Source organism: Stenomitos rutilans (assembly GCF_059505485.1).
Genome location: NZ_JCACKR010000012.1, coordinates 49,562 through 61,005 on the forward strand (window position 1 = coordinate 49,562; position 11,444 = coordinate 61,005).

General features: G+C 51.0%; 8 protein-coding genes. 4 read left to right on the top strand and 4 right to left on the bottom strand.

Translation table 11 applies throughout. The annotated features are described in order from the left end of the window. Positions 1–220: 220 nt before the first annotated feature. The 4 genes from AC5JLP_RS00725 to AC5JLP_RS00740 all read right to left on the bottom strand — a co-directional run bounded on the left by AC5JLP_RS00725 (position 221) and on the right by AC5JLP_RS00740 (position 4,187). The gene (locus AC5JLP_RS00725; protein WP_496065970.1) at positions 221–1,051 is read right to left on the bottom strand and encodes a histidine kinase; all 831 of its coding nucleotides are present in this window, start codon (positions 1,049–1,051) and stop codon (positions 221–223) included. Positions 1,052–1,405: 354 nt separating this feature from the next. Continuing rightward, positions 1,406–1,960, bottom strand: coding sequence for an outer membrane beta-barrel protein (locus tag AC5JLP_RS00730; RefSeq protein ID WP_496065971.1), 555 nt, complete (start codon positions 1,958–1,960; stop codon positions 1,406–1,408). Positions 1,961–2,754: 794 nt separating this feature from the next. After that, positions 2,755–3,981, bottom strand: coding sequence for a sensor histidine kinase (locus AC5JLP_RS00735; RefSeq protein WP_496065972.1), 1,227 nt, complete (start codon positions 3,979–3,981; stop codon positions 2,755–2,757). Between the two features lie 11 nt (positions 3,982–3,992). Beyond that, entirely contained in the window at positions 3,993–4,187 is a 195-nt protein-coding gene (locus tag AC5JLP_RS00740; protein WP_496065973.1) for a hypothetical protein, read from the bottom strand. A gap of 152 nt (positions 4,188–4,339) precedes the next feature. Here AC5JLP_RS00740 and AC5JLP_RS00745 point away from each other — a divergent pair, with 152 nt between their 5' ends. The 4 genes from AC5JLP_RS00745 (at position 4,340) to AC5JLP_RS00760 (ending at position 11,379) form a co-directional block, all read left to right on the top strand. Further along, complete coding sequence (locus AC5JLP_RS00745; protein ID WP_496065974.1) at positions 4,340–8,020, top strand: response regulator; 3,681 nt, start codon at positions 4,340–4,342, stop codon at positions 8,018–8,020. A gap of 188 nt (positions 8,021–8,208) precedes the next feature. Further along, positions 8,209–9,054, top strand: a complete 846-nt coding sequence (locus tag AC5JLP_RS00750) for a CheR family methyltransferase (protein WP_496065975.1) — start codon at positions 8,209–8,211, stop codon at positions 9,052–9,054. Continuing rightward, positions 9,054–9,626, top strand: coding sequence for a chemotaxis protein CheB (locus tag AC5JLP_RS00755; protein WP_496065976.1), 573 nt, complete (start codon positions 9,054–9,056; stop codon positions 9,624–9,626). The genes AC5JLP_RS00750 and AC5JLP_RS00755 overlap by 1 nt, the downstream gene beginning before the upstream one ends. Before the next feature lie 4 nt (positions 9,627–9,630). Further along, positions 9,631–11,379, top strand: a complete 1,749-nt coding sequence (locus tag AC5JLP_RS00760) for a sensor histidine kinase (RefSeq protein ID WP_496065977.1) — start codon at positions 9,631–9,633, stop codon at positions 11,377–11,379. Positions 11,380–11,444 lie beyond the last annotated feature (65 nt).

The following is an 11,444-nucleotide window of genomic DNA, read 5'->3' on the forward strand; positions in this document are numbered from 1 at the left end:
GAATGACGGCTACAGATCAATCGGTGGGTAGGTGCAAGGCATTGCCTTGCACCTAAAGGATGTGTCGCATTTTCAATTCAAATTGGTATAACGTGAATCGCCGAAGCACAGAGAGTAGGACGATCAACGCCCTACAAAGCAACAGTCAGCCATCAGGAAAAAGATGATGGCTGACTGCTGAGCGCTAAACGCTGTCTAAAGAACCCTGCTATCAGTCGGACTAGAGAGAATTAGAAGGATCTTTGGGCACGGGTGGAAGCTGAGGTGTGGGGCGATCGACGACCTCATCCTCTTCTTTCACGGCTTCAGACGCACGACGCAGTAAAGCACTCAGCAGGTTACGGACTTCACGCTCACGACGAGCAAGAGCGCTTCCAGCTTCACCAATCTGCTGTTCAAGCTGAGCAAATTTTTGATCTGCCTGTCCCTTAGCGGCTTCTGCTTTCGGACGCGCTTGACTATACCAGTGCTTCGCATCATCCAAATGGCTCTGTGCCTGGTCGTAGTAAGACTCAGAACGAGCCGCCAACGTAGCGCGTAGCAGAGCTGCCTGCGCTTGCAGCTGGGCGTAGCGCTTCTTCAGTAAAGCAGCCTCTTCGCTGTTTTGGGCCGTGACAATCGCGTCTTCAACCAATTCTCTGATTTTGGCAGGAGCTGTGCTGGCGGCCTCTTGAACACCTTCTAACCCAGTGTTGATTTCCTGCTCTAACTCATCTTGTTGTGTTGAAAGCTGGGTCTGTAACCGTTTGACCTCAGCTTCAGTTTCAGCAATTTTTTGCTGGCGGATACTGCTAATGCCATCCACAATCCCTTCAATGGAGGCTGCAATCTCGTCTTTAGTTTCTTTGCCGCTTTCCTGTAAATCTGCGATCGTTGACGAGAACACATCCTTCACGATCGCACGAAAATCACGAGACCCTTCTTTTACTTCAGTCGTGACTTGAGCGATTGCGGCGCTAACAATGTCGCGGATACGATCGCGACGTAATTTGCCAACGTCTTTCACCTGCTTTAGCTCGGTTGAAAGCTTATCTTTCACGGGAGTAGACATGATTACAAACTCCTATTTAATATACAGTTTTGCCAGCCAGAGCAGCCATCCGTTTTGCTTCAAAAATCTTGCGAATCCTCATCCAAAACCAACGCTTCAATCCATACCTTTGCTCATTGGTTTAGCTGCTTAGCTTGATCATGGCAAAAAGCACTAACATTCGCGTCCCTCCTGCGATAGGAAAACCGTCCTGTTGAACGCCGTAATAACCGAAAGTTCTCATCACATGAGAGCTTAATTACGGTCAGCAGCATAAAATCAGCGGGGGCAGAGAGATTAATCTCTCTGCCCCCGCTGACTCTGTCATTTGGTCAACTGAGGAGGCAACTAGACGGAGTAAGGTCGCAAACAACTCTAGAAGCGGTAGCCCAGACCAGCCTGGAAGCTGACGGCATCAGCAGAACTGTTTTTGTATGCATCAATACCCCATTTGGCATCGCCGTAAACGACCACGTTGCGGCCAATGCCTGCTTCAGCACCAGCGGTTAGAACGGGGGCGTTCTTGTTACCTAATGGTGATGGTTTACCTTCTTTGTCAGCGAAAGAATAGCCAGCACCTGCATAAAGGTTCGCGTTGCTAGAAACTGGAAGATCGTAGGTAACGAGTGGCATAATTGCGGCACTTTCGCCACCAAAGAGAACAGCACCCCTAACAGAAACAGGCGCATTGGGGATAGCGAAACGCCCTTGAACGTTGCCACCAATAGTAGCTGCGTCACCGCTTTGTCCACCGTTAGTTACGCCAGCAGAAACGCCCGCACCAATGTAGCTATCGTTAAAGGTAATGGGTTGTGCAGAAGCCGCACCCGCAGATAAAAAAGTCGGTGCGATCGCCAGTACGGCCCCTGCAACAAGGCTAGCAGGCAGAGCTTTGCGAAGGGCTAGTGAAAGGGTTTGAGAGAATAGCATGGTAGAGTTCCTCACAGGGTTAGGTTGTTTGATCCAGCTGAATTTAAAGTCGTAAATCGTGTTGAATATGTTCCGCAAGTGGCAACCAACTAAACGATTTTTAGAAGAGTAGAACAAAAGATGTGATACGCCGCTCAACCAATTTTATATCAGGTTGAGGAGAGCTGTTTATCCAGGCTCTATTTAAAGCGTAATCTCCACAGAAGGAAAAGCTAAGACTGCGTTACTCTTCTTTCTTTGGTATAACGTTTTGAGTCAATTTATCAAGCTTTAAGATGGCCTCTTAGGCAACTGTCACAAATAGTTTGATTGCAAAAAAGCGATCACTTTCCTAATAGTAATTGAGGTGAAGTAACCATTCATCCACATGATTCATCCAGTTGGGGGTAGCGCACGCTCGTTAAGAGAACACCTTAAAAAGTATGGATCATAGCCAACATCTGTTAGGGCGTAGCATGCGGGCAACGGATAGGGAACGGATGAATCGGATGGTAAATTTTGAGCGAGAGCTGTTATCTGTCCGTTTCATCCGGTATGAATCCGCTGCTAATCATACGCCTCAGACATCCTCCAACCAACGCTAAACTTTTTAGACTGGATGCAACAGCGCCAGGTTCAATAGCACACAAGCTGAGAACGACAAACGCGATCGCCAGCGAGCAAGATAGCGATCGCCCCCACTATGCTCGTAGAGTCTAATCATCTTCTGCCTCTGCGAGCCTTGGCGATCAGCGATCAGCCATCAGTCGTCAGCTTTCTTCTAACAACTAACAACCAACAACTTCTTTTGCCTTCTACCCCAACGAAGCTGTTTGAATCTCAAGGGGCAAAACCACTGTAAACGTAGACCCAACGCCTACTTCTGAGGTGAGGCTGATCTCACCCTGCAAGAGCTTGACGATGCGAGCCACGATCGCCAATCCCAAGCCTGTACTGTTGGGTAATCGCTCAAAGTCTGTGGGCAGCACTTGAAAGAACGGTTCAAAAATGCGAGCCTGATCGGCAGCCGCAATGCCGATGCCTGTATCGCTGACCGCGATCGACCACCAATGATCAGACAGCAGACGGCTTTGAATGGTGATGCTGCCTGTTCTGGTATAGCGCACGGCATTGCTAGCGAGATTCACCAAAATTTGCTGGAGACGGAGCGGATCGGTGATGACTTGATCGGGGGACTGCTGCTCATCCAAAATGACCTGTAGACCATTCGCTGCGGCTAAGGGCTGAATGACCTCAACCACAGTGTGAATGATACTTTGTACGTCGGTCGGCTCTGGTCGCAGCGCCATCTGACCCGCTTCATAGCGCGAAAGCTCTAATGTGTCGTTAATGAGGCGCAACAATTGACGGCTATTCCGCACAACGCGCTCAATGTGTTCCAGGCTATTCAGGTTGTCGCGGACGACGGGTTGACGCTGTTGGCGTAGAAACAGTTCAGAGTACCCAATGATGGAAGTCAATGGGGTTTTAAGCTCATGTGCCAGAACAGACAGATTTTCCTGGTTGGAATGCACCAGCCGATCGAGTTCCTGCTTAGTTAGAATCAGTTGACCGCGTAGCTTATCCAACTCTTGCAGACGTTCGCCCACGTAGCTTTTAAAGCACTGAGCGATCGCGCTATCCACTACGGCATCAATCAGCATGACGGCTCGCAACACCTCTTCTGCCGTGCGCTTGACCAAATCGGCTCGTAGCACTTGAATGATTTTTGTGCGCAGTAGATGATATTCCCGTGCAATCTCTGTAGGGTCAAAGCCCTGGTCTGCACGCAGCGCACCGTGCTCTAAACTCGCTTTGACCACCGTAGTGATATCGTTCGCTTGTGTTTCTGCGAGTACAGTGGCTAAGGCGGCCAGGATATGGGGAATGTGGTCTCGAATCGCCGTTGGTGAAAGCGGATCCGCACTTTTAATCTGTTTATCCTGGAACACCGCTTCTACCCACTGCTCCGTGATGATATGCGATCGCTCGGTGAGCAACTGGCTTAAATCCGGGATGGGGGATAACTGAAAAAGCGTCATACAGGCTCCCACTAAATGCGAGTCTTAATTTCGGGGGTAGCCCCCTTAACGACGAGAGACGTTTGCTCTTCCTTAAGGCAGATATCTATTCTACCGTAGGGCTGATTCATCCGGGTTGTGCGCTGGTCGATCGCGAGTGGCATCACTGTATACGGTCGATCAACGGCGCAAGCGTGGTTATCTCTCAGGATCAGATTGCAGAGCATGAACTTAGAATAAGAATCCAAGGTAAGGCAGAGCGTTAGTCATGCAGCCTGAAGGGTTGCCGCGATCGGCTTGAATTTTTTGAGCAGGTTCTACACCCGCAAGCTTTGGATGTCCATCTAAGTGCATTTCATGCTCACTCTCAACCACGCATATGCTAAATCGTTTGAAGATTGGTACCAAAATTGGAGCTAGCTTTGCACTTGGGTTGCTCTTCTTTGCAGTGCTTTCAGCCGTTGCCTACCGCAGTACTAACCAACTAGTAGAGACCTCTAAGCGTGAAGCACATACCTACGAAGTCATTGGACAAGTAGAAGAACTGCTGTCGCGCTTGAAAGATGCAGAAACAGGGCAGCGCGGTTATCTTCTGACTGGCAACGAAAAATACCTGGAGCCTTACAACTCAGCGCTCAGCGTGCTGGATGGTAGAACCAGAGGACGATTACGCGAGTTGATTAACGATAACCCTGCTCAAATGCGCCGACTCGATCAGGTGGAGCCGTTAGTCACTGGCCAACTCGCTGAGTTGGCCCAAACCGTTGAGCTACGGCGACAACAGGGCTTTGCGGCGGCTCAAAAGGTTGTGCTGACCGATCGCGGCAGTCGATTGATGAACGAAATTCGGCAAATTCTCACAGAGATGAAGACTGAGGAGCTACGGCTGCTTGAACAGCGATCGCAAGCAGCGACTACAGCTGCTAGGCAGACAACGGACAGTATTCTCTACGGCATGCCGCTGTACTCCGTGTTGCTGATTTTGATTGGATTGGCTCTATCGCGCCACATTTCACGGCCGCTGCGGAAAGTCTCAGAAGTGGCCGATCGCATTGGGGAAGGCGATTTAGAGGTCAGTGTGCCAATGAGCGATCGACGGGATGAAATTGGCACATTGACGCGCACCTTTAACCAGATGATTGTCAATCTGCGAGACACCAATCGACGCAACGATGAGCAAACCTGGCTCAAAGCCAACCTGGCAGACATTGGTCGGCTGCTCCAGGGACAGCGCGATCAAGGCACCGTTGCACGTCAGTTGCTCTCTAAACTGGCCCCCCTCGTTGGGGCACAGCAGGGGGTGTTTTACCTTCTTGATGTTGCTGCCAATCCACCCTTGCTCAAACTGTTGGATAGCTATGCCTACCGTGAACGCAAGCATCTTGCCAACCAGTTTCGCCTCGGTGAAGGGCTAGTGGGACAATGTGCCCTCGAAAAACAGCGCATTTTGCTAACGGATGTACCAAGTGACTACAGCCGTATTCGGTCTGGGTTGGGCGAAGCACTGCCGATTAACATCGTCGTTCTGCCCATTCTGTTTGAGCAGCAGGTGACTGCCGTCATGGAACTCGCATCGCTCCAGCGCTTTACCCCCAGCCAACTCACCTTACTTGAAAACGTCAGCGAGGGCATTGGGGTCGTGCTCAACACGATCGCAGCTGACCTTCGCACGAATGAATTGCTGCAAGAATCACAAACTCTGACAGAAGAACTGCAACAGCAGCAAGACGAAATTCAGGAAAGCAATCGCCTACTAGAAGAGCAAACCGAAACGCTGCGGCTGTCAGAAGCGCAACTCAAAGAGCAGCAAGAGGAAATGCAGCAGACCAACGAAGAACTGCAACAACTTAACGAAGAACTGGAAGAAAAAGCCCAACTGTTAGCCGAACAAAAGCAAGAAGGTGAGCGCAAAAATCAGGCGATCGAGCAAGCAAGACAGGCGATCGAAGAAAAAGCGGATCAACTGGCCCAAAGTTCACGCTATAAATCTGAATTTCTGGCAAACATGTCTCACGAGCTACGGACACCACTAAACAGTTTGCTCATTTTGGCGCAGCTACTCACCAAAAACAGCGATGGGAATTTAACCGACAAACAGGTTGAGTACAGCCGCACCATTCACGCCGCAGGTAGCGACCTACTGGAGTTAATCAACGAGATTCTAGACTTAGCCAAGATCGAATCGGGCACCATCAGCTTAGACATTGAAACCTTGCGCTTCCCCGATTTGCGGCAGTTTTTGGAGCGCACCTTTGAGCAAATGGCCCAAAATGCAGGGTTAACCTTTCGCATTGAGCTTGACGAAGCCTTACCACCGTTCATGTTGACAGACCCCAAACGTCTTCAGCAAATTTTGAAAAACCTGTTGGCAAACGCCTTTAAGTTCACTGAGCAGGGTGGTGTGACAGTACACATTGCCTCGATCGCCGACGATCGTCCCCAGACAGCACTCGCTCACTCAGTGCCCAGGATTGCCTTTGCCATCACTGATACAGGCATTGGCATTGCCCCTGAAAAACAGGCTGTCATCTTTGAAGCCTTTAAGCAGGCAGATGGCACCACAAGCCGCAAATACGGCGGTACAGGTCTGGGCTTATCGATCAGCCGCGAACTGGCGCAACTGCTGGGTGGCAGGATCGAACTTCTCAGCGAACCGGGGCGAGGAAGTACCTTTACACTAGTGCTGCCAGTGGAGGTGGGGGGAGAGGAGAAAGGAGAGAGGAGTCAGCGGTCAGCAGTCAGCGGTCAGCAGTCAGCGATAAGACCTATCTCACAACCACCCTCACCCCCTCACCCCTCACCCCCCACCCTACTCCCCTCACTCCTCACTCCTCACTCCTTACCTGTTAACGAAATCGACGACGATCGCACCTTCATTCAGCCCAGCGATCGCGTCTTGCTGATCATTGAAGACGATCAGCACTTTGTCCGTATTTTGATGGAGATGGCACGTCAGCAGGGCTTTAAAGTGCTGGCCTCTTTACGCAGCCAACCTGGATTGCTACTGGCACAGACTTACAAGCCCGATGCCATCATGCTGGATCTGCGGCTACCCGATATGGATGGTTGGGCAGTGCTCGATCGACTCAAGCGCGATCCAGACACGCGACACATTCCGGTACATATTGTCTCAGCAGACGATGAACAGCAGCGCAGTTTGCAGCTCGGGGCGATCGCGTATCTGCAAAAACCCATTTCACCAGAGGCCCTGACACAGGCTCTGGTCGATATCAAAGGCTTTGTCGAGCGCCAGGTAAAAAATCTGCTGGTGGTAGAAGACGATCCAGTGCAGGCTCAAAGCATCCGCGAACTAATTGGGAATGGGGATGTGTTTACCAGCATTGTGGGCACAGGGGCTGAAGCGCTAGCGGCCCTCCAGTCACAGCTTTTTGACTGCGTGGTACTGGATTTAGGCTTACCCGATATGACCGGGTTTGACTTGATTGAGCAAATTAAACAGCAGCCAGCGTTTACTCGTTTGCCCATTATTGTTTACACCGGAAGAGAGCTGACCCCTTCTCAAGAAACGCAACTCCGGCGTTTGGCAGAAACCATTATTGTGAAGGATGTGCGATCGCCCGAACGCCTGCTCGACGAAACCGCACTCTTTTTACACCGCGTGCAGGCAAATCTACCCGAAGGGAAGCGGCAGATGCTAGAGCAACTGCACCAGAGCGATCCAGTATTGGCGCATAAGAAGGTGCTGATTGTCGATGACGACGTTCGTAACATTTTTGCCCTCACCAGCCTGCTGGAGCGCTATCAGATGCAGGTTTCGTATGCGGAGAACGGAGTCGATGGCATTGCGGCTCTCCAAAAGCATCCCGATATCGATCTGGTGTTGATGGATGTGATGATGCCAGAATTGGATGGCTACGAAACCACCCAGGCCATTCGTCAGGTGGAGTCCTTTCGATCGCTGCCCATCATTGCGCTGACAGCCAAAGCTATGCAGGGCGATCGAGAAAAATGCCTGCAAGCAGGAGCCTCCGACTACATCACTAAACCCGTTGATGCCGAACAATTGCTCTCACTCATGCGAGTCTGGCTCTACCGCTAACCCAAACACCCTTTCCCCTAATCAGTACCTAGATCTTTCTACGACTGAATCATTAAGCACTTCTGTCTTTAGGTAGGGCTAAAAAAGGAGCGAAACCTGCTAAGTTCGATAGGCTATTCTCTCTCTGGTCATATATCGCAGGTGGCAGTTCGCAAGTGACAGCTCTGGGGTCATCTTATTCTCAGCTCATGGCTCCGATCAACTCTGACGCAACCAATTCCAACTTAGAAGATATTGAGGTGCAGTTGCTTTTAGAGGGCGTATACCGTTATTACGGCTTCGACTTCCGAGATTACGCACCATCCTCATTAAGGCGGCGTATTCGCAAGATCTTGTCAGCAGAAGCACTACCTACTATCTCAACGCTACAAGACCGCCTTTTGCACGATTCAGCTTGTTTGGAGCGGTTTCTTCTGGGGCTGACGGTCAACGTCACGTCAATGTTTCGTGATCCGAGCTTTTTTGTAGCTTTTAGAGAAAAAGTCGTGCCGCTGTTGCGTACCTACCCATTTATTCGCATCTGGCATGCGGGTTGCTCAACTGGGCAAGAGGTCTATTCAATGGCGATCTTGTTGCAAGAAGAAGGGTTGTATCATCGGTGTCGCCTCTATGCGACCGACACGAATGAGCTGGTGCTGCAAAAGGCAAAGCAAGGCATTTACCCGATCGAGCTAATGCAGGAATATACCCAACTTTATTTGAAGGCGGGTGGGCTACGATCGTTTTCTGAATACTATACGGCGGGCTATGGGAACGCGATTTTTCGCTCCTCTCTGAAGGAGAATATCGTTTTTTCGCAGCACAATCTTGCGACGGATAGCTCCTTCAATGAGTTCAACGTGATCCTTTGCCGTAATGTGTTGATCTACTTCAACCGCACGTTACAGCAACGGGTGCATCAACTGTTTTACGATAGTCTCTGCTCGTTTGGCGTCTTAGGATTGGGGCGGCGAGAATCGCTCAAGCTGTCGCCGTATGAGCCGCACTACGAAGAAATCGTGAAGGGCGAGCGGCTTTACCGGAGGCTAAACTGATGCCGTTTGAACTGGTCGTCATTGGTACGTCTTTGGGTGGCTTTTCGGCACTAAAAGCATTACTGGGAGCACTGAAGTCGCCGTTTCCACTGGCGATCGCCATTGTGCAACATCGGCATAAAGAGTCTGGCACCCTCATGAGTGGCTATATGCAGCAGTACACAACGCTACCCATCCATGAAGCGGAAGATAAAGACGAATTGCTGCCAGGGCATGTGTATCTTGCCCCAGCGGACTACCATTTGCTCGTAGAACGCGGGCACCTCACGCTGTCAGTGGATGACCCTGTGTGTTTTGCTCGGCCCTCGATCGACGTACTGTTTGAGTCAGCCGCAGATACCTACGGTAAACGGGTGATCGGCATTATTTTAACAGGGGCCAATCGGGATGGTACGAACGGACTGGCACGTATTAAAGCGAAGGGTGGCGTGGCGATCGTGCAAGATCCGGTAACGGCTGAAATCGGGATGATGCCTCAGCTTGCGATCGCCAAAACAGCGGTCGATGCCATTTTACCGCTGCCAGAGATTGCACCGTATCTTGTTCATTTGTTGTCCTGTGTCCGGAGTTAATGCTATGACGCTGCCGTCTAAAGTCAACATCCTAATGGTGGATGACCACGCAGAAAACCTGTTGGCACTGGAAGCCACTCTCGGTCACTTAGGTGAAAACCTGGTGAGGGCAAACTCTGGTCAAGAAGCGCTGCGCTGCCTACTCAATCAGGATTTTGCGGTCATCTTGCTGGATGTGCAGATGCCAGACATGGATGGCTTTGAAACGGCAACGCTGATCCGCAACCGAGAGCGATCGCGCCAGACTCCTATCATTTTTCTCACAGCGTTTAGTACCAGTGAGCAGTTGATGTTCAAAGGCTATTCGCTTGGGGCGGTTGATTATTTGCTGAAGCCGATCGATACCAGCATTTTGACCTCTAAAGTCACGGTCTTTGTTGATTTATTTAAGAAAACCGAAGCAGTGAAGGCCCAGGCCACCCAGCTTGCTGCCATCAATGCAGAACTGGGCGAGAGTGAAGAGCGGTTTCGTTCGCTCAGCGCCTATGCGCCTGTGGGCATTTTTATGAACGATACAACGGGTGCCTGCACCTATACCAATCCCTGCTTTCAGACGATCGGAGACTTTAGCCTGACAGAAGGACTCGGCAGTGGTTGGATACAGCGCATTCACCCGGATGATCGCGATCGCGTCTTGCACGAGTGGCAGGCTTATACCAGCGGGCAAGCGTCTACCTTTGCCACCGAATACCGCTTTCAACATCGAGACGGTACCGTTCGCTGGGTGTATGCCCGTTCCTCACCCTTATTTTCTGACCTGTGCGAATTGACTGGCTACGTGGGCACCATTGAAGACCTCACAGAGCGCAGGCAAGCAGAGGAAGTGCGTGCTCAGGTTTTTCGAGAACAGGCAGCCCGACGCGAAGCCGAAGCGGCTAACCAGATGAAAGATGAGTTTTTGGCGGTGCTATCCCATGAGTTGCGAACCCCTTTGAACTCGATGCTGGGCTGGTCTCGGCTGCTACGCACGCGCCAACTCGACGAAGAGACGATCGCCCGTGCCCTCGAAACGATCGAACGCAACGCCTTGGCACAGGCTCAACTCATTGATGACATTCTGGATGTGTCTCAAATTGTGCGCGGTAAACTGCGGCTAAAATGCTACGCCTTGAATCTGTCCTCGGTGGTTGAAGCGGCGATCGAGTCTGTGCGTCCCATGCTAGAGGTCAAAGGTATTCAGCTAGAGTCGGAGCTTGATCCAATGGTGGGGCAGGTTTGGGGCGATTCCATCCGATTACAGCAGGTGGTGTGGAATCTGCTCTCCAATGCCATCAAATTTACGCCTGAGGCTGGCACGGTGACTGTGCAGCTATCAGCGACGCAGCTAGAAGCCCCAACCCCCGAAAACGGACAACCCCCTCAGAACCGCTACGCCCAAATTCAAATTAGCGATACGGGCAGCGGCATTAGTCCAGAGTTTTTGCCTCATGTATTCGATCGCTTTCGGCAGGCAGACAGCACGACTAGCCGCCCCCAGAATGGCTTAGGACTGGGGCTGGCGATCGTCCGCCATTTGGTCGAACAGCATAAAGGTACTGTCCATGCAGAAAGTGCAGGCGTTGATCAGGGTGCCACGTTTACAGTGAACCTGCCGCTTCTAGAGGCACAGACTGAATCAAATGGCGCAACACATCACATGCAAACGAACGAGCCTGACAATCTCTTTCATAGGGGTCGGCCGAATGCACAGCCAGAGCCTGACACCGATTCAGTGCAGCCTGCTTCCACCCAAACGGCTCGCGTCATCTTTTGACAGACTCATTTTCTGATAAACAACACTTCTAACAGACTCATTTTCTGACAGATAGAAGTTCTAAC